The following is a 22,780-nucleotide window of genomic DNA, read 5'->3' as shown; positions in this document are numbered from 1 at the left end:
GACACAGCCTGGTACGATTTAATTGTCTTTTTGACTAAAATCGTTTCGGGTTGATGGTTTAATTATAGTGTATTTATACAAAAAAGGCAAGACACTTTCCTTATTTTCATCAGGAACCGGAGACTGAGGAAACACTCTCCTCCGTATTGGAGGACGAAGACAACTTTTCGGCTCCGGAAGTGGAAGTATCCGTTCCGGAGGATGAGGATTTCGCTCCGGAAGAGGAGGCATCCGTTCCGGACGATGAGGATTTCGTTCCGGAGGAAGAAGCATCCGTTGCGGAGGAGGAAGATCCCGCAGCGGAAGAGGCGTCCGAATTCGTCAGACTGAGCAGCTTGCTCATATCGTTGTACAGAGTATCCTTCGTGTCGGCACCGGTGACGATTGCGATAAAGGGAACGCCGTAACCGTTCTGTACGACGAGAGCAAGGCATGACCCGGCCTGATCTGTTGTACCGGTCTTGCTCGCAAGAATCTGTACATTGGAAGGCAGTGAATAGGTTCCGTCGAGATATTCATCGGTTGTGATGGACAGGAAGGTGCTCTCTCCCTCGGTTCCGGTGACGCTTGTCTGGTACTGGGACTGTGACGCGATCTTTGAAAAATCAGGATAATCCTGATAGACACGGTTCAGCATCAGATAAATGTCATATGGTGTTGTGTAGTGGCTGTCGTCGTGGAGTCCGGAGGGATTGACAAAATGGGTTCCCGTCATCCCGAGCTTCTGAGCTTCCGAATTCATCATCTCCACGAATTTATCCACGCTGCCGCCGACCGTTCGGGCAATCGCCATGGCCGCGTCATTCGCGGAGTATACCAGAAGCAGGTTCAGCAGATCTTCGAGAGCAACCTTGTCTCCGACTTCAAGCTGACTGGACTGCGCGTCCTCACCGAGCTGAAAATCCGCATCCGTCATCGTAACCTGCTGCGTAAGGTCTGCGCCGCTCTCAAATGTCACGAGAGCCGTCATGATCTTCGTCAGGCTGGCAGGATAAATTTTATCGTAGATGCCCTTTGCATAGAGACTGGTGTGATCCTCGAGATTAAACAGAAGCGCCCGTTCATCATCCTCAGTGAGGCTGAGACTTCCGGATCCGACTTCGGATTCGGAACAGACAATTCCCTCGCTTTCCGTGTAATTCGATGTACTTTGAAGGGTGAAGGGAGAAAGCTCCTCGGCCCCATTCTGGGCGGAGAGATTATAGGCCTCGGATGTGTCGAGCGTCGTGCTCCGCGTGAAGATCAGATGAATCAGAACAGCTGCCAGCACAAGGATCACCGCGATGAAAATTGCCGCGATACGATGCAGGAGACGCTGCCGTCTGCGCCTCGCATTCCGGCTGTATTTTCTCTTAGGCCTTCTTTCCGGTTCCGGATTCGAAGGAGTCCGGTTTGAATGTTTCTCCTGTGTAGACATATTTTCCTCCATAGTCAAAATATTTCTTGCGCTGCAGACTGATATTCATCACTACACCCATTCCGATGTAGAGACTGATCAGAGAGGTCAGGCCGTAGCTCACAAAAGGAAGCGGCGTTCCGGTATTCGGGAGAAGTCCTGTTGCGACGCAGATGTTGATAAAGCTCTGTATCGCGATCAGGCATCCCATACCGTAGCAGACCAGGGTGCCGGAGAGATCTTTTGCCGCTCTGCCCGCCAGAAAGCAAAGCAGAATGATCAGGAACAAGAGGATGACAATAATGGCGCTTCCGATGAAGCCCAGCTCCTCTCCTGCAACCGCGAAGATGAAGTCGTTCTGAATCTCGGATATGAAATTGCCGCTGTTCGCGGAAAGATCCGTGTTGTTCAGCCCTTTCCCGGTGACCTGGCCGGAACCGATTGCCATGATGGAATTCTGCTGCTGCATCTTGGAGTCGGAATACTCCTCGCTGTCATCGGAGCTGAGGAAGGTCATGATACGATCCTTCTGATAATCGTCGACGATGTGGAGATCCGTTTTGACGATCAGGAGAAACATCACCAGCACAACCGGTACGATTACCGCGAGGATAATGCCGATCTTCTTGTAGCTGAGCCCTGCTCCGAAATACATCAGTGCGAATACAATGGTCATTGTGATGGTATTCTTCAGGTCCGGCTGGCTCAGGATGAGGAACAGCGGGAATGCAAGAAGAATGATTGACCGGAAAACTGTCTTCCAGGAGTTCAGGTTTTCTTCATGGTTCATAAAGTACATGGAAAAAAACAGAATCATCATGATCTTGCACAGCTCGGTCGGCTGGAACTGGAATCCTCCGATGTTGATCCAGCGTGCCGCTCCCAGCGCTGTTGTACCGAACAGGCGGACCATGATCAGCAACAGAATGTTAATAATGTAGATGATCCAGTAAAAATGGAGAATCCAGCTGTAATCGATCAGAGATATCACGATCATCAGCGCAAGCCCCATCAGAAAGCCCATAAGCTGTCTGCTTCTGAGGGTCGGATCGGCGGATCCGACGAGGACCACACCGATCGAACTGATGATAATCAGCAGAAGCATCAGCATGAAATTGTAATCTTTCAGTTTATATAACTTCAGCATTCGATATTTTCCCTTTATCTGTGCGCCGGCTCAGTCGGCAGCGATTTTCTCCGTGCTCAAATCACATCCCGGGCGAATTTTGCAAATTGTTGAAAAAACTCAGTCAGCAACAATCTTCTTTGTGATCGAATCCGTATTTGCGTGTTTCATGATGATATTTTCCTCGGAATCCAGATTGAAGTAATACCTGAGGGCATCCCTTGCGACAAGGCTTGCGTTTGTGGAGCTGTAACCATTCGCGATCCGGACGGCGAAAGCCACATCGTCATAGGAAGTGCTGTCCTCTGCGCCGCTTGTGAATCCGATGACCAGACCGTGATCCGCGCGCAGCATGGATTCCTGTGCGGTTCCTGTCTTCGCGTACACGGTAATGGTACTGGAAAATCCCGGCCATACCGTCGCGTCATTTGATACAACCCCTGCCATTCCTTCATCGATCAGATCCCATGTCGTGCTGCTGATGGAATTTGCCGTGCTGAGTGTTTTTGTCTCGTTCTGCTTCAGCGTATTTCCTTCCGAGTCCGCGGTCTTGTCAATCAAGGTCAGATCCCGGCATACGCCTCTGTCTGCGATGGTCGCCGCGTATCTGGCGAGCTGAGTCGTTGTGTACTGATGCGTTCCCTGTCCGATGGAGGACGGAATCGGAAGACTGTCGGACACATGAGGATCCGATTCGGAAATTTCAATCCCCGTTCCCTCATTAAGACCGAACATTGCGGCGTACTTCTGCTCCTTTGCGAGAGCGGTATCCTGATCATAGTTCTGATTGCTATCAAGACCCAGATCAAAGCCAACGGTACAGAAAAAGACGTTACAGGAATTTGTAATTCCGCCGACCACATTCAGGTAGCCGTGGCCGTTGCTGTTCCAGCAGGCCACCCGGTCCGAGTCAGACAGGAACGGAATATCCTTTCCAAAGACGCCGGTACAGTCAATCAATGTTGAACCGTCAATGACCCCTTCGGTAAGACCTGCGGCTGCCATGACCGGCTTAAAGGGAGATCCCGGAGCGGTGAGCTGCTGCGTCGCCTTATTATAAAAAGGAGTGGAAAGATCGGTATTCAGCTTGTTGTAGTAATCGGTGTCCATGTCATTTGCAAGTCGGTTGTTGTCATAGCCCGGATAAGAGACACAGGCACGAACCTGACCGGTATCCGGATCCGTGATGACAATGGAACCGGAACACGGATCCAGGGCAAGCATGGCGGGCGTAATTTCCAAGCTGTAGATTTTGTTGTACAGCAGCTGGTACGCGCTGGTCGCCCCGCTCTCAAAGGAAGCATAGTCAGCGTCATCCTTTGAGAGAATTCCCTGATCATAAAGGATCTGCATGATCACCTTCGGCTCCAGCGCGTCATCCTGAAGCAGATATTTGTAGAGAAGCTTGTGGAACACTTTTTCTCCGGTGATGTGACTGGAGATGAAATCAAGGACTGCCTGATAGATTTCATCTGAGGTCAGATATGAAGAATCCTTGTCGCTGAGCTTGGCTACATTGATCCAGCTGTTATTTGCCGCATACTGGAGAAAAGCACGGGGGCTTATGGAGCCGTCCTTGAAATATGCCTGGTAGGTGGCATCGTCTGTTTTCATGGAAGAACTGTCCAGAATTCCGTACTCCGTTGTGAGAAAATCGGATATCACATAATCGAACACAGCTTTCTGCTCAGCAGACAGATCCGAATACCTGGAAGCGCTGTCGCTGCTCAGCTGACCGGTGATCCAGTTCACCGTGTTGGTCTGGCTGGTATCCAGCGCGGTCTGTGCCTTCTTCTCCGCCTCTGTAGCATCGTCGTCTGAGAATTTATCAATATCAATGATGCTGTTTTCAATCAACGCGTTGTAGCAGTCGTAACTGGCGATGGAAATGGTATCATTGTCCGCGAGGCTTGCCGCGTCCACGGATTTTGCATCCGTCATATTGGTCAGGAGAATACCGGCGATTCTTTCTTCCAGAATCTGATAGGCTGCCTTCTGAAGCTCGCTGTCGATGGTAAGGTAAACGTCATTGCCCTTGGCAGGCTGCACCAGGGAGTCTTTATTTTCCGAGACTACCTTTCCGAGGTTATTGATCGTAACCTCCTCGGAGCCATCGGTTCCCTGCAGGGTGCTCTCCATTGCCTTCTCGATTCCGGCCTTTCCTACAATGGAGTTGCTGTTGTAGCGTGTATCGCCGGAGCCGTAATCTTCCAGTTCGTCCGAGGAGATCTTTCCCGTGTAGCCGACGACAGGAGCCATTGCTTCACCGCCGCTGTAGACACGGATATAATCCTCTGCGATTTCCACGCCCTGCAGAGAATCCGTGTTTTCCTTCACTGCCGCAACGGTACTGTCGGAGACATTGGTCGCGACAGTCACCGCGACATAGCGCTGGTAGCTGACCAGACTGAGCTGGTAGCGGACCACAATAATATCCAGTGCCTCTTCCTTTGTGAGCTTTTCAGGGAGGCCGTATTCGGCAAGCTCCTCCGCCGTATACGGCTCATCCGAATCCGTGAGTCCATAGTATTTTGAACCGCTCAGATCCTGGACAATTTTATCCGGGGATGCATCCGCCTCGCCTGCCTTCAGTTCATCCGTTGTCTGATATCCGTAGATGTCCGCACGGAAACGCTGGATTGTCGTGGTATTGTCGGTATCAAAGGCGTAATTTCCGTCCGATCCGATAATAATATGGAAATCATGGGAAGGGGTGTCGCCGTTGGAACGGATCATCTTCGTCAGGCGGTAGATCTCGCCGTTCAGGGCCAAATTCTTCTGCCGGGTGGTATCATACGACCCGTTATCCTCTATCGTGACATTATTTGCCAGTTCATTGGACGCGATAACCTTCCCGTTTACATCATAGATATTGCCGCGGGTGCTCTTCAGCGTGCGCGTAGCGGTCGTCATGACCGTGAAGCTGTTCGCGTAATCCTTTCCGCGGATAATCTGAAGATGAAACAGCCTCACCAGAAGGATCAGAGCCAAAACAGCAAAAAGCAGAACAAGGATCAGTCCTCTTCTGCTGAAAAAACGGATGAATGCTTTTTTTATCTTCTTAGCCAAGGTGATTGTTCTTCCTCCAGTTCATTTGCGGTGATCTTTCTGTTCAGCCAGTGGTACAGAAAATAAAGCGGAATGGTAAAGAGCATGGTGCATACCGCCTCCGGCAGAATCGTGTGTATCATACAGGATCCGAGCGTAAGGCTCGTACCATTCAGAAAACGGATCAGGTAACAGGCAAGGCCGTAAACGATATCGCTGATTCCCACTGCGACAAGAGGAATCCGGATATCCTCATCAAAAAATACCTTGAACAGAAATCCGTTAAAATATCCGATGTATAGAAGAATAAGCGCGGTGAATCCGAATATTCCGCCGTAAAACAGATCCAAAATCAGTCCGGAGATAAAGCCTGTCCACATGCCGGATTTCTTTCCCCGCATGAAGCCCATGGAGCATGTGAGGATCAGCGCCAGATTCGGCACAGACAGAATTGCCGGCAGAATCAAACCCAACGAGGACTGCACCACTAAGGTTGCGGCAATTATCAGAAAAATACAGATATTTTTCTTCATTGATCAGCGGTCTCCTTCAGCTGTTTGATGATGAGAACGGTGTTCACGGACTGAAAATTCACTGCAGGAATAATATAGCCCGTCTTCGTCAGCAGGTTGGAGTCATCCTGTACAGAATCCACATACCCGATCAGAATCCCGGGAAGGTATTTGTCACTGATGTTGGAGGTGACGACACGTTCTCCGGTGGATACCTTGGCATCTGTTCTGAGCTCGCTCAGCGCAAGCTTACCGGATTCAATCAGTGACAGACTGCCTGTGACAATGCAGTTTTCCGAGGAATCGAGAAGCATGGCGCTGACGTTGTTGTCGTCGTCGATGATGGAGCGGACGGTTGACCAGTTTTTACCGACCTCGGTGACGATACCCACAAGACCGCCGTCGGAAATGACATTCATATTGACGGCAACGCCATCGTCCGTGCCGCGGTTCACAGTAAAGGTGTTATACCAGTTTCCCGTGCCCTTTGCGATGACGGACGCAGCAATTTTGTCGTAGTCATTATAATCCTGATCCAGATCATAGAGCTTCCGGAGATCCTCCAGTTCTTTGGTGTTCTCGGTAAGAACCGTGTTCTCCTCTTCCAGATCTGCCACCTTGCTCTTCAGCTCTTTGTTTTCCTTAGCCAGCTGTCTGGCATTCTTCTGCCCGATTCTCTGTCCGTTCAGCCAGTCTCCGACCTTATTGATCCCGGTCTGCAGCGGAACCAGAAAAGTTCCGGCGGCGTTCCGCAGCGGTGATATGGATATGACCTGACTGCCGGTCAGCATGGCAAGCGCGACGCAGATGATGGTAAGAATGACAAGCAGATATCTGCTTTTAATATGTGTCCCTTTTTTTTTCATGAATATGACTTCTTTCCCGGCAGATATGCCCAGTGCTGCATTTCAGGATGAGTGATGAGCTCCTTCAGACCGCATACGGTGCTGAGATCATAATATTTCGACAGGATAACCGGACAGTCGAGCGCTTCCTCCAGAAACGGCACCATGCCGGCAATGTGCGTGCTGCCTCCGGTGATATAAATTCCTTCCTTCAGAACACCCGCGCGGATCTGCGGCGGAATCCGTTCCATAATCCGGCGGATTTCTGCGGCAATCTTCTGCATCTCTGCGGTGACACTGGCGGTAACATTGTAGCTCGTCACGACGCCGTTTCGCGGAAGACCACTGTCCAGATCTATACCGTTTACCTTACATCCCTCATTGATGTCTTTTTCCAGATTTGTCAGCGTCAGCTTCAGACGCTGTGCTGTGTGGTGACTGACGATGAAGCTGTTCTTTCGTCGGATGCCCTCTACGATAGCGGAGGTGAATGCCTGTCCGCCGATGGCAATCATTCTGCTGATAATCACCCGCTCATCGGCGATGAAGGAGACTTCGGTGCTCTGAGCTCCGATGTTGATAATCATCGATCCTCTGGTGTGATGCAGCGGGATGCCCAGCGCCAGTGCGTCTGCGATCGGTTTTTCCACAAGATAAACCTGGCTTCGGCGGAACCGGCCCTTCCGCGCAATTGTGGAATATGCCCGGCGCTCGATCTCAGTCATATCGACGGGAACGGAAAAATACAGAACCGGACGATACCCGGCGTATCCGCCGGTCCGTCCGAGCATCGTGTGCAGCACAGCTTCCATCATCAGAACGTCATTGATCCGTCCATTGCTCATCGGTGAGATGATCTCGATATTCTCAGGAGTCTTCTCATACATGGCATAGGCGTCATTGCCGACTGCTATCACGGTGTCCCCGTTCCGGACCGCTATCATATTCACTTCCTTGGTAATGGAATCCTTGTTCCTGTCGTAGATCTTCACCGTTCCGGTGCCCATATCCACGCCATACACATGGTTAAATGACATATAAAACTCCTGTACTCTGACTGTGCTGTACGCCCCGGCCACATTAATCACCGGTGTCTGTCTGCGTTTCCTCCTGAGAGGCAAGCGTATCAAAGAATCCGTCGTCACGGAAGCTGAAATAGGTCCTGTCTCCGATGATAATGTGATCCGACAGCTCGATCCCGACGATTTTGCCTGCCTGATAGAGATTCCGGGTGACCTGATAATCCTCGTGGCTCGGGGATGGATTTCCGCTCGGATGATTGTGAATCAGTATCAGATGCAGCGCATGGTAGGACAATGCCTTCTGCAGGATCTCCCTCGGAGATACCAGAGACATGTTTACCGTGCCGGAGGAAATCTCCGGAGACGCAATCTGCTGCATTCTGCTGTCCAGCATGACGCAGATAACCTTCTCCGTCTCCTGATGACGCATTTCTTCCATAAAATACTGCGCGACCGTATCGGGACGGTCAAAACAGAGAGCTGAAGAGGTGTTCATCTGCGCAATCCGCCTGGAGAGCTCGCGAACACATAAAATCTGCAGCGCCTTCACCTCACCGATTCCATCCAGCGACATCAGATCCTGAAGCGTGAGATGATAGATCCCAAGCAATCCGTTCCTGAACTTGCACAGATCCAATATTTCTTCCGCAAGCTGGAGGGAGTTCTTTCCCTTCGTACCGGACCGGAGAATGATTGAGAGAAGCTCCGCGTCAGTCAGTGCACCGGTCCCCAACCGGAGCGCCTTCTCATAGGGACGTGACTGATCCGGGAGTTCCTTCATCCGGGCTGCAGGCTCAATCTTCTTGCGGGGTATAGATTTTGAATTTTTCTCCATTTTCCTGTCCTCCTGTTTACTGTATAAGCTCTTCGAAAACGCAGACAGGATCGTCACGCGCGAAGCGTGTGTAAGAGACTGTATGCGATTTCGAAGGCAACAGGTATGAGGATGAAGCGCGAACGCGCGAAATCCGAATGCCTGTAGGATTGCGGGAGTGCGAAGCACGGAGCAATCCGTAGCTTATACAGTTTATGGCACGATGTATCGTATGGCCATTTCCTGAAGAAAGACAAGAGATAATCCTGTGAACTATAATTTTAACACATTATGAAAACCATGTGAATCTGCAAAATCACGAATGAACAGTTCCGGCACGCAGTGTCATTCGTACAGAATTTCTTCTGTTTCAAGATGCGTTGCACGTGTCAGAGTTTCCTATATTCAGAGCGCTTTATATATAGAAGAAATTCTCTCGGCGACTTTCAGACCATCCATAGCCGCAGAGGTAATTCCACCGGCGTATCCTGCTCCTTCTCCACAGGGATAAAGCCCACGTATCGTGCTCTGGAGCGACTCGTCGCGGACGATACGGATCGGTGAAGAGGTGCGGCTTTCGACACCTGACAAAAGGGCGTCGTCTCCGCCAAATCCCGGAATTCTGCGGTCAAAGCTCAGAATCCCCTGTTCCAGAGATTCTGAGATATATTCCGGCAGAATATGACGGATATTGGCGCATTGGAATTCTCCCTTTGAACAGGGCTCCACGGTTCCGATGCCTCCCAGTCGGTTTTTCCGGAAATCCTCGAAACGCTGAACCGGAATCCGTCCCTGTCCTTCCCGCCAGGCAAGGGATTCAAGCCTGCGCTGAAAATACATTCCGTTGAGGACGTCCGGCCTTCCTTCCTGATGGTACGGCAGGAAATCCCCGGGGGTCACGGAAACCACTATGGCACTGTTCGCGTTGCGCGAATCCCGGGCGTGATAGCTCATTCCATTCACCGCCAGTCTCTCCGGTTCCGAGGATGCGTTCACAACATATCCTCCGGGACACATGCAGAAGGAATACACACCTCTGCCATTTTCAGCGGTACCGGTCAGCTTGTAAGGAGCGGCGCCCAGAAAGGAAGGAGCGTCCGGTCCGTATTGATCCCGGTTAATCATGCTCTGCAGATGCTCGACACGCACGCCTACCGCAAAGGGCTTCGGCTCCATGAGAAGCTTCTGGCGGGACAGCATCTCGAAGGTGTCCCGGGCGGAATGGCCGATGGCCAGTACGACGTTGTCAGAGAAAAATTCCTTTCCAGACGCTGTGCGAACCCCTGTCATATGCTCCTCTCCCGTCAGCGGGTCGGTACGTGTCAGAAGATCCGTTACCCTGGTCTGAAAATGTACTTCACCCCCCGCTGCGATGATCTGATTCCGGAGGGTTTCGACAATACGAACAAGCAGATCGGTGCCAAGGTGCGGCTTGCTGTCATAGAGAATATTTTCCGGCGCACCGGCCTGCACGAAAATTCTCAGAACCTCATGATTTCGTCCGAATTTGTCCTTGACCCCGGTATTCAGCTTTCCGTCGGAAAAAGTACCTGCGCCGCCCTCTCCGAACTGTACATTGCTGTCCGGATCCAGTTCTCCCGTATTCCAGAAATGCTCCACCGCATTCCTCCGCTGTGAAGCACTCTCCCCTCGTTCCAGCAGGACCGGGCGATATCCATGCATCGCAAGTTCCCAGGCACAGAACAGCCCTGCCGGACCACTTCCTACGATGACAGGAGGAGCAGAAAGCTCGCGGGAGCCGGTTTCCGGGAAATGATATTCCGGCGCCGAATACGCGGAGACATGATTTTTACCGCCCCGGATCAGGATCGACCGTTCCGTTTTTTCCGAAGACAGCCGGACTCCGATGGTGTATACAAAGAGAAGCCTGCTCTTGTCCCTGGCATCAATGGATTTTTTCAGGATTTTCCACTCCGTGATATCCGTGGAACGGACATGCAGCACTTTTTCTATTTTGTGGAGAAGTTGAACTTCTGTGTGAGAGACAGGAAGCTTCAACTGAGAAATTTGTAACATATTGGACCACCTTTTGAGAAGTATTCAAGTTTTGAAGGAAGTATTACAGATTAGAATTATAAAGCCGGTTAGCGCAATAAGCAAATATATCCTTTTTTCTTGATTAATTATTTATTTGATTACTTTTTTGCCTGATTCAATTGAAGTTGGCTGATTATTGGAGGCAATAAAACACCTATTGTAAAAAAAATAGTTAACAGCAGGATGAAAGTATGGTAAGGAAAAGCAAATTCAAAATAAGGAATTTCTCTCTTTGCTAATTTACCAATGATAAAGTCCAAGTATATTCCTAGTGTACCCAACAATGAAGCTAACACTGAAAAATATAATACCCCTTCCATCATGAAGGCTTTTATCATTTCTTTTTTTGTTACTCCAAGATAACGTAAAAGAATGTGTTCCTGTTTGTCACGTACATATTCCGTCAATAAAGTATTGAGGAAGACAATGGTTCCGAGAAAGAAAAACAGGATGCTTACCCCGGTCATTGTGATCCGGCTGAACGTAATATAATTTTTATTTTCCGCAATCAGATCAGTCCTTGATATACATTCCAGAAGATTGATAGTGGTCAGCCCCTTTTCCATATCGTAGTTATAGTTTTCATCTCGGATCCACGCATTAAGCTGCTGTTTCACGCTGCTTTCCAAGTTACCAGTCGCATTAAAACTGATAGACAGGATCTGTTCGTGCATAGAGGCACCAAGTAAGTTATAGGTATCAGGTGTCACCGCAATAATGACAACATTGTCCCCATCCCATGCCAGAGGAATATTGGGAAAATCTTTTTCCTCAGCTTCGGCATACCCACAAACTGATAGTTGTGCGGATGGATAATCATCGAGGTCAGAACCATCTGGCAAGGTATCATATACGGTAAAGGATTTTCCCATGTTTGAACGGATAGCTGAATCTGCATTGCTGTAAAGCAGGTTTTTGCTTATGATGATCGCACCATGATGCTGTTCCCATTCATTTTTATTTATTTTTCTTCCTGCCTTTTCTTCATAGGAACACAACTTGCCTACTGTGCTTTTATCCATTGGCTGGATAACGATCTGTGTATCGTCCTTCATTTTTAAAACTCCAAGCACACTCTTCTGATCTGTGTCCAGGGATGGAAAATATCCTTTCACAAAACGAATGTCACGGATGGAATCATGCAGGTTGTCCGTCAAATCATGAACCATACCCGACGTAAACATCTGATTTTCGGTGTTTTCCGACAGATTTTCTCTCATATTCGCGCATGCATTCTGTGTGATACCGACCTGGAAATCCGGAATTGCTAAAAATGCCTTTTCGTAATCAGCACCGGAGGCTAAGGTATAGGAAACAAGAGCCATTTCACATCCCAAAAAGAGAAAAATGACAGTTGCCATAAATGCCTTCTTCTGCTTCGATAGAAACATCAGGGATAGCTGCACAGGGACGTTTTTACCAGTAAACTTTAATAATTTGGCTGGTCGCACCTTACTGCCTGTCATTTCATGAGACTTCCCATAATAGGAAGCGGTATCCAGCGGTGAAATCGAATTGACTTTTTTAAGAACCGTTGAAGTTGGAATGATAATAGATGCTAGGACAATCAGAAAAACAAATCCGCAGATCAGCACATCAGATTTCAAATTGAAAATAAAAAGGCCGTCATGATGATGATAGAGAGCGATCCGGCTGCTCAAAAACATAATCAGATAGGCCGACATTTCACCGAAAAGATAAGGCCAGAGACAGGTATTGCATTCGTCCTTCCTTAATACAAAGGCAATTTGTCTGTTGGTAACTCCCAACACCTTCATCAGACCCCAAAAACGCACACTTTCCTTATAAGTAGTAAGGATAATCCGGCTGATGAAAAATATCATGACACAGCAAATAATAAGGAATGAGAAAACGGCCAGAACGATATTCCCGGAAAAGTGCACCAGCGATGTATAAAGTGCAGAATCCTCATATGTAATCTGAACTTGTTTATCAGCTACCAGTCTGGAAAGGATGTTCTGACTTTCCGCTTTGGTTATCACAGGATTTGTAAATGAAACCAGCAGTGTGCAGGGAAAATCATGGAATCCGCTTTGCATTTTTGCATTTCCGGACATATATGCCGTCGAGGTATCAGACAAGCTATCGTAATAACCGGTTAATGTAAAGGTTCGTTTTCCTGTATTTTGCGTATGAAAAAGATCATTCCAATAAAAATCGGCAGAAATCGTCATTCCGATTTCCGGATGATAGATCCCCAGATATTTTAAAGCTGCTGTGGAAAGCATGATGTCATTAACTTTTTCGGGATATGTACCGCTGAAAGAGGTAAAAGAAGGACGGATCATTGTCTGAAACGTATCTGTGTCGCAGTTAACGCATGACGCATAAACCTGTTCTTTATCGGTGAGCTTTCCTAAATCATGGATTCTTCCGATTTTCTTAATGTGAAGCGACCCCGAAAGAGATGAGACTACCTCTGCATCTGCGTTTTCTACTTGAGCTTCTGCGGTATTTCCGTGCTCCTGCACACTCCTGGCTGCTGAATTCATGATCTTTGACGCAGACAGCTTCAGCAGAAGGGTCAACAAAAAAACGCCGATTACGATAGTTCCCTTAAGAAACTGATGGTATAATGCGCTCTTTTTCTTATAGGCAAGATCTATGAAATTGTCATTTTTTACTCTCTTCCGCAATGATTTTACCATCCTCAATATGTATAATCCGATCGGTTTGTAAAGCAAATTCTTCATTATGTGTCGCCATAAGAACGGACATGTTATTTTCAGATACTGCAGTTCGGAGCAATTGCATGATAGCTCTGCCATTGACCGAATCCAGACTTCCCGTAGGTTCATCCGCAAGTAACAGGGATGGCCTTGCAAGCATTGCCCTTGCAATCGCAGCCCTCTGCTGCTGCCCTCCGGATAATTCAGCTGGCATCTGTGTTAATTTATCCTCTATGCCAAGTTGCCGCGCAATTTTCTCCACTTGCTGAGCGGTGATGGATTTTTGCGACAGTTGAGCGGAAAAACATATATTTTGAAATATGTTTAGCGAGGGAATGAGATTATAATTTTGAAAAATGAACCCGATATGGTTTCTTCTGAAAATTGTTCGTTCTTCTTCATTCATGGAGTCAAAACAAATGCTGTTAAAGATTATGGAACCGGAAGTCGGGACAATTAATCCTCCGATTGCGTTCAAAAGAGTGGTTTTGCCGCTCCCGGAAACTCCAACTAAAGACACAAATTCTCCCCTCTGAATCGTTATGTCAACATTATCTAAAGCTCGTAAAAAAGTCATTCCACACGAAAAATCTACCGTCAATGCTCTGGTTCCCACAAGTATGTCATCACTCATACAATATCTCACTCTAAATTCAAATAATTGTCTAAAGCTTAATGTTAACGTCAAGAAGAGTCCTTTTTTTACGCATTTGGGGAAGGATCCGCCCATCACAAGTTTCGGGGATGCGGACGAAAGGTCGATGTCTGCGGTGCCGAGACCGTAAAAAGCCAGTCTCGAAATGGTTTCGGTGAACTCGTTCCTGTACAACGAAACGTCATCCCACCTATTTGTTTTCCCTCCTTCTGTTTTTAGTAGTGGGAGACGATTTTTTCATCATTCGTTTGCCACTACCCTGTTTTTATTATGTGGCAATGCCGTATTGGTGTCAACAATATGCCCCTGCACGTGCCCTCCCCTGCCCCTATATTTTTGTTATCCTGCCCAGGATTTCGGTTTTTATGTGTCGGAGTAACTGACTATTCGAACCTATTTGGATGCATATTCGAACCTGTTAGGTTTCAAATCATTGGCTTTACGCACCTTTTCGTATATCATATATAAAAAGCAGGTGCATATTATGGCACAAGCAACGTTCAGTGTTCGTATGGATGAAACGTAAAAAAAACAGTTTGATCGTCTTTGCCAGGATTTTGGCATGACAGCAACAACGGCGATTAATATTTTTGCAAGGGCTGTTGTTCGGGAACGGATCTGGTTGCCGGAAACATTAAACATTTTCCCGGGAAGCCTTTTGTGGTAACACCGAGAGAACTCCTGAACCTTCTGGATCAGAAAACATCCAAATGAAGGAATCATTCATCCGGTCTTGTAACGTATTTGGGGTTGACACAAATTCTATCCACGCTTTTATCGAAGAAAATCAGTCCTCAAAAAGGCTGCCGCACTATTTTCTTAGTGCGGCAAGCCATGAAATATATTAATTACCAATCCGTCTTATGTTCATCCGTTACCTCCAGTGTTCCCGGATGAACAAGGAAAAAATCAAGCAGTTCTGTCTCTCCATCCTCGGCCGTATAGACCTTCTCCAGTACAATTTCCCGGCAAAACCCGCTGTCAGACTCTTTTTCCCCGTTGTCGTACAGGTGAAGCTCATAGCTATTATCCGTACCCTGTACATCGGATCCAGAACCAATCCGGGCATAGAGGTCTCCTTTAGCATTCGCACTGTACGAAATGCTCAAATTCTGAAATTCTCCATTACCTTTCAAATACTCGTAAACCGCCTGCATCGCGTTCTGTGCGGCAAAGCTGTCATCGGAACCAGTCCCGCCGTCATACCCGGAATCGCTGCTGACCGACGCTGACGCACCCAGGCTGCTGCTTCCTATTTTCTGATCCTGTCCCCCGGGCTCTGCGGAACTTCCGCTCACAGCAGACGCCGTATTCAGATTCTCTCCGACTGCTTCCGGCAGATCATTCCCGGCCTCTGTATCGTAATACATGGCTTCGCTCCACTCTTCCATAAAAATAAAATCAGGGGAACGATAGTATCTGATGCCGCCGTAATCCTTTTCTTCGGCAAGGTACACGTATTTGATCCCGGTAAGCGGATCCGGAACCGCATCCGCCAGTACGCGCTCCTGATCTGAAGTTCCCGCCCAGCTTCCAAGAAATACCATAGCTGAGAGAGAAAGAACAAGCAGCACCCAGGCAATCCCGGCAATAATCAGCCGTGCTTTATCCACCCCTTTTTCTGCAGGTTTTGCGTCCCTGTGTTTTTTCAGCAAAAGATACAGAATCCCAATTCCGAGAATGAGAACAAAGAGACCGGCCAGCCCTCCTGCGAAAAAGGAATACTTCGACCGCAGATGCCACCCTGAAGCAGTAAAGCTTTGAACAGCCGGAAAGAAAATGCTGTGTGCCAGCATCATCCCGAAAAATAAATTTAAAAACGGATGAAGCTCCGGCTCGATGGAAATACCGGAAATCACAGCAATCATTTCGTCCTGCGCCCGCTTATTTTCCATAGCTTCCGGTTTTATCCACGATTCTACAGCGGCATTATCCGGGAACTTCCCTGTTTGATCGGAAAATCCGGAATAGCGGATATACCAGTCCTCTGCCGATGCACGAGACTGCTTTTCTCCCACTCCCCGGACTGTCCCCTCCGTCTCTCCTTTCTCACTTAGCGTTCCCTCTGTCGCCCCTTCTTCACTTAACACTTCCCCTGCCAGCTTCAGAAGGGTATAGAGTTTCATCTGCTTCACAGAAAGCTTGTCGGTAGGAATCTCTTCCAATGCCTCTCCTGCTCTTTCGGGGCGGTGCATCCGAATATCCAGCTGTGCCATAAAAAGCAGAGACTGTGCTCTCAGTCTTACATTTCTCCTGCTTCTATAACGAAAACCATAAAGGATATAATCATGTCTTTCTTCCGGATCCAGCCTTCGGGAAATGCCGGAAAACAAATGATTCAGGAAAATTAAAACCGAGTAAAACAGGACAACCAACGCCACAACAGTCCAAAGAATACCACCGGCAGTCAATGACCCGATGCGTATCACATGCCATTCGAGAAAAATTACCAGAAACACCCAGGCGACAGGGACAAGAAATGCAGAGAAAAAACGATACAGCACAGCCAGTCTCCTGCCTGACAGATTCCACTTGTAGCTATCCGGTACTCCCTCCCCGATCCGATAAATATTTTCCCTACAGCTTTGTTTCAAATCCTGCACCTCCTGAAAAGCTGGACTTCCGTCCCTGTAATGACTATTCTGTTTATAGAGCAATCACACTTTACTGATATGGAGGAGTTTACCAGAAAATTGACCAGAGATGAATTAAAACTTAAAATACTTGCGGCATATTCCGATAAAGAATGGGAGATGCTCCGACAAGATGACTTTCCTGTTCCTGTCAGCGCCTTCAACCGGAAAACATTACTTCGACTTCTGGAAGCCATCCCGGATCCGGATGCCGAAATCCCGGGGGACACAGTTTCTGAAATGAGCAGAAAGCTGAAGGCCTATCTGGAAAAATATATGACGGATCATCCGGATGCCCACCTACCTGTCATTCTTTCCTGCGTGTCTCTTGCATTTATTTTTGCTGAGCCTCTGCACGCAGCCAACCAAACAAAGTGGATCGTGCAGTTCCCGGAGGATAAGGCGGTTTATTACTGTCCCGCCAGACAGGAGACCGCGGACAGTCTCTGCCGGTACTGCATCTGCCGGAAAATGTCCGAATGGAGCGCGTTAATTGCAGAAAAAACAGCTGCCGCACTGCGGCAGGCATGGTCTTCCGCTGCCCGAATTCGGGAACTGCTGCTGAAAAACGGTCTTCTGGAAAGCGGAATCCTGCATCCTTCCGATCTTGTTTTTTACCCGGAAGTACGAAAGCTCTGCAAGGAAAACAAATGCGGCAGATATCAGGAAACCTGGGCATGCCCGCCAGCCGTCGGCACCCTTGAGGAATGCCGGAAGCGATGCATGAAGTACGAAGAACTGCAGGTCTTTTCCAAGGCATTTCCGGTAACCGACCCCTTTGATTTTGATGCATTTCAAAACGCCATGCACGAATTTAAGGAATATATTCAGCGTGCGGCAGATCCGATTCGGCAGGAATTTCCGGAAGCCCTGATTCTTTCAAATGAATCCTGTGACAGATGCAAAAAGTGCACCTGGCCGGACAGCCCTTGCCGGTTCCCCGACAAATGCTTTCACTCCATAGAAGGATACGGCTTTCTTGTCAGTGAGCTTGCCCAAAAGGCAGGGATCCGGTATTTGCACGGGCCAGGTTCTGTTACTTTTTTCGGTGCGGTATTCTATAACCGGCACTCAAAGAAATACTCTACTAAAAATACAGGCTCATTGCCGCACGATCCGCCAGCTGCTCCACAGCTAGTCTGATTTATAAAAAACATCAAAAAAGTCTGCTGCACTGTTTCTTAGTGCAGCAGACTTCAGACTGTAGACAAAGTCCGAGGCACAACGCCTTCCTTTACTTTTTATCTTTCGGGAGAAGATCCCCAAAAATCAAATCGTCCCAGACTTTTGACGGGAGGGAGCGTGCTTTATCTCTCCTGTTTGTGTTTAATTTCTTCCTAGATATACCGCAGATCACTATCATCATCTCTTTAATACCGCACCGGCCACGTCCGGAAGGAATTCCAATCGCAGTTTCATTTCCATACCGGTAGCAAGACGCTGCAGTGATTTGTTTTTCCTGTTTTACCTCCTCGTTTGCTACATCGAGCAGGATGGGCATCTTGGCGTCTGTGATATTTGCCTTACGAGCCAGGCTTCTCTTATAACGGTACCGGACATATTTCTGCGCAACCTCATAGCTGCGCATTTCCATGATCCCGGTCTCTACCATATCCTGGATTTCTTCCACGTCCAGCGCGTGCGTAGACTCGGCGGCAATCTGCGTGTTGCTTTCTGATAAAACGAAAAATAATTATGAAAATAGCGACTCCCGGTTCATCGCCGGAGGCCGCTGCTTCAATTTTTTATTTACATCAATTCAATTGAATATCCATTGCGTATGCATAGGAAATAGTCTCTCCCGTCCTTGTGGCTTTATATCCCTTCTCCTTATGTGAGTAGTCGGAAATCTCCACTGATCCAAAGGTCTTAAACTTCTCGTATATACGGTTCAGTACTTCTATCTCTGCATCAGAAAGCACACCTTTAGGTATATCACACTCTGGAATTACCTGATGTTTTTCATAGCCGCCATCATAAAATACATCGATGTGGGCAATATGATCTGCTTCCATTTTTCCAAGAATCATATCAAAATGATCTGGCACTGGTCCATAAGGCAGATGCACATATTTTAAGCCAGATATTGATACTCCATTTTCTTTATAGAAAATCATATCTGAGTAGTTGAGCAACTTCATAAGCTTTGTTTTTAATAATTCAGTGCTCTTATTCGCAAAAAACAGAACCATGGCGCAGAGCTTCTCATAATCAAATCCCTTGAATCCGTTTTCCTCACAAGGAACACTTGAAAAAAACAAATCAAAGAACCGTCTACCAACTCGATATTCCGTATCTTGTTCAAGTTTATCAACAGTATCAAGCAGCTTTGCTTTTTGCCTTTCATCAAGGGCAATCTCATTCTCCGTCAGATATGTCCTCATGTTTTCAGGCTCACGCAAGAATAGAAGAAGACTATTATGAGCCTTATCCTGGATAGAGCCATTCTCATATCTACAGATAGTCTTATCTCCCCAGTTCAAGAGCTTAGCAAAACTCCTCTGACTGAGCCCATACTGTTCTCTGATTTTTTTAATTTCTTCTGGCAGCAGAAGTTTATGCTTTCTACGGTATTCGTTGTATGCATTAATAAGCGTGGCGTTATCAAATTCCTCACAATATAACTCTTCTCCACATTCAGCACAAACCAATATCTGAGCATCAACTTCGATTGGCTCTCCACAAACATCATACGTTTCTTTCTTAAAAACTACCTTAGTCCCGACTTCTTTTCCACATTCCTCGCAATATTTCTTCATCGACGCCACCTCCTTTTCTAAGCAAAATCGTCCTCGTGGAATCCAATACATTTCAGGATATCTTCTCCGTTCTCCTGAACAATTTTTATTTTTACGTAAAATTGCATTCCATCAATATCTTTTTTAAATTCCCAAATGTCTCCAGGACGATTAGGATCGCGATCCTGCTTAGGGCCTTTGTAGTAATCACCGACAACAAGCCCTAAAATCTCATTTTTTGCATCTGTGATAGTAAGACCATGTTGCGCCAATGCTTGCATATTTTTTCTTCTTGGAACAAAATCGTATTTTCCTGCAGACAGTAGCCGTTTGACCTCGGCAAGATATGCTACAATCTGCCCGTTGCTTGCTTGATTACTCACTCAGATACCTCCGTGTACTTTATATTATACTCAAGGATCCTAAAAATTCAAGAAAAATGCGGTCATATGACCGCGTTGTGACAAATGCTGTCGGTTTCGAAGTTCTTGAGGTAGATCCGCATTACACTTCACAAAGATGCCCGAAATGCGGACGGACTCGAAAGAAAACCGGAATCACAAAACGCACGAGTATGTGTGTGACTGCTGCGGTTTCCGATCAAACGACGATCGTGTTGGAGCTATGACTATTCAAATGCTCGGTACCATGTATGTATCCGGCGATTCCAACCCAAGATTTGGAAAACGAAAAATCAATTAATTAACTGACATTTTGTCAGCTTCGGTTGGCGAGATGTACAAACGGGCTCTGTCAATAGCCCGGCGATGCAGCCGTAATCCTATGTACCGAGGGATGCAGGCAAAAGCATAGTGTGGGAGACTTACGTTAGAACCACATGGACATGCTGTAAGCCTTTGAAACTGTATTGGGCAGGAGCCTTTAGCAAGCCCCGATCCCTTTACGGGTCGGGGCATTTGACCTGGCCTTATAACGTATTGGGGTTTGACACAAAAAATGCACATGAAATTGCGGAAAGCAATGTTTGATGTTAAAATAATAAAACAAGGAGGGGCATTCCAATGGAAAAAAACAGCAAATCAGCTTGGAGGGGTTTTGTATGATACAAGCCGGAATCCAGCGCTGGATATGGCGGTTAAGAAAATCCTCTCACAAAGACCGATCCTGGCGTTTATCCTGAAAAACGCGGTATCCGACTTTGAAAATTTTTCCATGGATGAAATTCAGGGGATGATCGATACGCCGCATATCTCATCCATCGCGGTAGATCCCGGAAGCACCAATGATATGATCACCGGCGAACCAAAGGATTACGGGGAAACAGAAATATCAGATCTCAGAAGATGACGCAAAACGTCTGATGGACGAAGAAAAAGAGCTTATCTGATTTGCAAAAACATTCCCCAAAAGGTTGCCACACTATTTTCTTAGTGCGGCAGCTCCTTCCAATTTGTCTGGCCGGCATGCGGAGTAAAATCTAGTGAACACAATTGCATTTTTCCTTCCGCTTACGTCTTGTTTCGAACCTGCATATTGGTAAAATCAATCAGATCGTGTTCTCCATCTTCAGATAGTTCCGCCTCAGAATATAACGTTTCTTGTACCATTTTTGTTCACATTTTACATGTCAAAGTAAACATTTCTCTAACCAAAACCCATTAAAGGAAGGTAATTATGAAAAAGAAATTTTTTAAACTTATCCCGACAGTTCTAACGGCCACCATGATAATTTCCGCAACATTACCTGCCTATGCGGATACAAAGCCCGCCGCTTCTGCTTCTTCATTTTCTGATGTCGGATCGGGTGCGTGGTACCACGACGCGGTATACTGGGCAGCGGACAAAGGCATCACAGCTGGAACGACCAAAACGACCTTCAGCCCGATGAAGTCCTGTACCAGAGGAGAGATTGTCTCGTTTTTGTGGAGATACGAGGGCTCTCCGAAAACATCCCTTGCCGGAAATCCGTTCAAGGACGTCACGAATCAGTATTATGCCGAGGCTGTGATGTGGGCGAAAAACAACAAGATTACAGCAGGAACCTCCGCAACCACTTTCAGCGGAGAACGAACCATTGATCGGAAAGAGGCAATCACTCTTCTGTGGAGACTCGAGGGCAGCCAGGAGCCGACAAAGGATGCAGGTTTCAGCGATATTCCTTCCGGAAAGTATTATTCCAAGGCGGTCGCATGGGCTGCGGAAAACAACATCACCAACGGCGTCGGAAACAACCAGTTCGGCCCGGACAATCCCTGTACCAGAGCGCAGATTGTAAAGTTTATCGCGAATACCGACAGCGTTCAGGCGGATGATGGCAAGACAACGGATGACACGAGGAAGCCGAATGACGTCAAGGCAACAGACGACACGAAGAAGCCGGATGACGGCAAGGTGACGGATGATACGAAGAAGCCGGACGACAGCAAGGTAACGGACGACACGAAGAAGCCGGATACCGGAAGCACCTCTGAGGATACCAAGCAGACGGATACCGGAAGTACCTCTGAAAACACAGAAAAGTCGGATACCAGCACAACTCCTGCTCACGAGCACAACTGGGTTGCGATTACGAAAACGGTGCATCATGATGCGGTAACACATGAGGAACCAGTATACGAGGAGAAATGGGTAGAGGATAAGCCGGCATGGGAAGAGACGAAAGTTGTTAGTAATTCATACTACAAATGCAATCATTGTGGATGGACAACAACCGATCATCTTGCGATGATTGATCACGTTGTTGTGGAAGGATATTCATATAGTCTTATCCCTGAACAGGTTCAGACCATTTATCATGATGCTGAAGGTCATACCGAGAAAGTGCAGACCGGGACCAAAACCGTAGTAGACAAACAGGCCTATGACGAAACCGTAACAACCGGATATAAATGCTCCATCTGCGGCGCAACAAAGTAATCTTTATAAATAACACTCCCCCTCCATAAGATAAAAGCCGGAAGCTTTTCGCTCCCGGCTCTCTTTATGTCAATCCTTAAGCTTCATTTCCTTTCTGCCGTTTCATGACCGCAAGCAATGCAAAGATCGCAAGGGCAATCGCAGCGATGGACACGACAAGGATGATCATTCTTCCCGGTCCGCCGGATAGTGTCAAGAATTTTTCGCAAATTCAATTTCAACCATCGGATTCTTGGTAGTTAGCCAGCAGACGTCTCAGCCGTTTCCGTATTGTTCATAAGTTCCATCTGGAACAGATGATCCATGTTGAGATACCGCTTGGTTCCCCAATCCGAAGCCGCTACGTAACGAAGTCTGGCGCAAACC

17 protein-coding genes and 1 pseudogene are annotated in these 22,780 nt (G+C 47.5%); 4 read left to right on the top strand and 14 right to left on the bottom strand.

All coding sequences use genetic code 11. The annotated features are described in order from the left end of the window. Positions 1-109: 109 nt before the first annotated feature. From ACTNDI_RS06835 to ACTNDI_RS06785, 11 genes are all read right to left on the bottom strand, one after another. The gene (locus tag ACTNDI_RS06835; protein WP_441100142.1) at positions 110-1,417 is read right to left on the bottom strand and encodes a D-alanyl-D-alanine carboxypeptidase family protein; all 1,308 of its coding nucleotides are present in this window, start codon (positions 1,415-1,417) and stop codon (positions 110-112) included. Continuing rightward, a complete protein-coding gene (locus tag ACTNDI_RS06830) occupies positions 1,353-2,543 on the bottom strand; it encodes an FtsW/RodA/SpoVE family cell cycle protein (protein ID WP_441100141.1) in 1,191 nt (396 codons plus the stop codon). Before ACTNDI_RS06830 ends, ACTNDI_RS06835 begins: the two co-directional genes overlap by 65 nt. A gap of 99 nt (positions 2,544-2,642) precedes the next feature. Beyond that, positions 2,643-5,591, bottom strand: coding sequence for a penicillin-binding transpeptidase domain-containing protein (locus ACTNDI_RS06825; protein ID WP_441100139.1), 2,949 nt, complete (start codon positions 5,589-5,591; stop codon positions 2,643-2,645). Next, complete coding sequence (gene mreD, locus ACTNDI_RS06820) at positions 5,576-6,103, bottom strand: rod shape-determining protein MreD (RefSeq protein WP_441100138.1); 528 nt, start codon at positions 6,101-6,103, stop codon at positions 5,576-5,578. The genes ACTNDI_RS06825 and mreD overlap by 16 nt, the downstream gene beginning before the upstream one ends. Further along, entirely contained in the window at positions 6,100-6,948 is an 849-nt protein-coding gene (gene mreC / locus ACTNDI_RS06815; protein ID WP_441100137.1) for a rod shape-determining protein MreC, read from the bottom strand. Before mreC ends, mreD begins: the two co-directional genes overlap by 4 nt. Then, positions 6,945-7,964: a rod shape-determining protein gene (locus tag ACTNDI_RS06810; RefSeq protein WP_441100136.1), complete on the bottom strand. Its 1,020-nt coding sequence runs from the start codon at positions 7,962-7,964 to the stop codon at positions 6,945-6,947. The genes mreC and ACTNDI_RS06810 overlap by 4 nt, the downstream gene beginning before the upstream one ends. Before the next feature lie 43 nt (positions 7,965-8,007). Further along, positions 8,008-8,784, bottom strand: coding sequence for a RadC family protein (gene radC / locus ACTNDI_RS06805; protein ID WP_441100134.1), 777 nt, complete (start codon positions 8,782-8,784; stop codon positions 8,008-8,010). Positions 8,785-9,168: 384 nt separating this feature from the next. Continuing rightward, complete coding sequence (locus tag ACTNDI_RS06800; protein WP_441100133.1) at positions 9,169-10,800, bottom strand: NAD(P)/FAD-dependent oxidoreductase; 1,632 nt, start codon at positions 10,798-10,800, stop codon at positions 9,169-9,171. A 119-nt stretch (positions 10,801-10,919) separates the two neighbouring features. After that, positions 10,920-13,478: an FtsX-like permease family protein gene (locus ACTNDI_RS06795; RefSeq protein ID WP_441100132.1), complete on the bottom strand. Its 2,559-nt coding sequence runs from the start codon at positions 13,476-13,478 to the stop codon at positions 10,920-10,922. After that, positions 13,456-14,145 carry an ABC transporter ATP-binding protein gene (locus tag ACTNDI_RS06790; protein WP_441100131.1) on the bottom strand — a complete coding sequence of 230 codons (690 nt, stop codon included), beginning with the start codon at positions 14,143-14,145 and terminating at the stop codon, positions 13,456-13,458. Before ACTNDI_RS06790 ends, ACTNDI_RS06795 begins: the two co-directional genes overlap by 23 nt. A gap of 869 nt (positions 14,146-15,014) precedes the next feature. After that, positions 15,015-16,760, bottom strand: coding sequence for a hypothetical protein (locus ACTNDI_RS06785; RefSeq protein WP_441100129.1), 1,746 nt, complete (start codon positions 16,758-16,760; stop codon positions 15,015-15,017). A 99-nt stretch (positions 16,761-16,859) separates the two neighbouring features. On the opposite strand from ACTNDI_RS06785, the gene ACTNDI_RS06780 reads away from it, so the two are divergent. Beyond that, complete coding sequence (locus tag ACTNDI_RS06780) at positions 16,860-17,942, top strand: DUF2284 domain-containing protein (RefSeq protein WP_441100127.1); 1,083 nt, start codon at positions 16,860-16,862, stop codon at positions 17,940-17,942. Between the two features lie 313 nt (positions 17,943-18,255). On the opposite strand, the pseudogene ACTNDI_RS06775 reads toward ACTNDI_RS06780, so the two are convergent. From ACTNDI_RS06775 to ACTNDI_RS06765, 3 genes and pseudogenes are all read right to left on the bottom strand, one after another. Beyond that, positions 18,256-18,453: pseudogene (locus ACTNDI_RS06775) on the bottom strand (ATP cone domain-containing protein); the annotation flags it as partial. Positions 18,454-18,553: 100 nt separating this feature from the next. Then, positions 18,554-19,558, bottom strand: coding sequence for a type II TA system antitoxin MqsA family protein (locus ACTNDI_RS06770; RefSeq protein ID WP_441100126.1), 1,005 nt, complete (start codon positions 19,556-19,558; stop codon positions 18,554-18,556). A gap of 17 nt (positions 19,559-19,575) precedes the next feature. Beyond that, on the bottom strand, positions 19,576-19,920 hold the full coding sequence (locus ACTNDI_RS06765) for a type II toxin-antitoxin system MqsR family toxin (protein WP_441100125.1): 345 nt from the start codon (positions 19,918-19,920) through the stop codon (positions 19,576-19,578). Between ACTNDI_RS06765 and ACTNDI_RS06760 the strand changes: the two genes are divergently transcribed. From ACTNDI_RS06760 to ACTNDI_RS06750, 3 genes are all read left to right on the top strand, one after another. Continuing rightward, entirely contained in the window at positions 19,884-20,165 is a 282-nt protein-coding gene (locus tag ACTNDI_RS06760) for a zinc ribbon domain-containing protein (RefSeq protein WP_441100124.1), read from the top strand. The genes ACTNDI_RS06765 and ACTNDI_RS06760 overlap by 37 nt on opposite strands. 428 nt (positions 20,166-20,593) lie before the next feature. Then, positions 20,594-20,845 carry a hypothetical protein gene (locus ACTNDI_RS06755; protein WP_441100123.1) on the top strand — a complete coding sequence of 84 codons (252 nt, stop codon included), beginning with the start codon at positions 20,594-20,596 and terminating at the stop codon, positions 20,843-20,845. Positions 20,846-21,172: 327 nt separating this feature from the next. Continuing rightward, positions 21,173-22,414, top strand: a complete 1,242-nt coding sequence (locus ACTNDI_RS06750) for an S-layer homology domain-containing protein (protein WP_441100122.1) — start codon at positions 21,173-21,175, stop codon at positions 22,412-22,414. Positions 22,415-22,780 lie beyond the last annotated feature (366 nt).

The sequence above is a fragment of the Bilifractor sp. HCP3S3_D3 genome, from assembly GCF_052063915.1.
In the GTDB taxonomy this organism is placed as follows: domain Bacteria; phylum Bacillota; class Clostridia; order Lachnospirales; family Lachnospiraceae; genus Bilifractor.
This window is presented reverse-complemented; position numbering and strand designations above follow the sequence as displayed.